This is a genomic window from Arthrobacter halodurans, assembly GCF_041877255.1.
GTDB classification, from domain to species: domain Bacteria; phylum Actinomycetota; class Actinomycetes; order Actinomycetales; family Micrococcaceae; genus Arthrobacter_N; species Arthrobacter_N halodurans.
Genome location: NZ_JBHDLJ010000044.1, coordinates 1 through 253, shown reverse-complemented (window position 1 = coordinate 253; position 253 = coordinate 1). Strand labels below are relative to the sequence as shown.

Below are 253 nucleotides of genomic sequence, written 5' to 3'. Positions count from 1 at the left end.
CCACCACCGCACATGGTGGGCCTCGCACCCCGCGGCCGGGACCGTGCACCCCGGAGCCGTGCAGCCGCGGTCCCGGGCATAGAGGACCCGGTGCTGGTCCTCGCTGAACAGCCGCGCGGCCCGGCCGGCGTCCAGGACCTGCCCCGCGGTGCCGAGCACCACCGGGATCAAATCCGCCCCGCAGGCCAGGCGCCGGATGGCGTTCGGGTGGACCGTCCCGCCCAGGGCGGCCTCGGATACCATCAGCCCCGGG

The 253-nt window shown here is 76.7% G+C and carries 1 protein-coding gene; it reads right to left on the bottom strand.

The window, feature by feature from the left end; translation table 11 throughout:
• Window positions 1-253: DUF222 domain-containing protein (locus ACETWP_RS17355; protein WP_373973537.1), on the bottom strand; the 253-nt coding region annotated here is incomplete at both ends.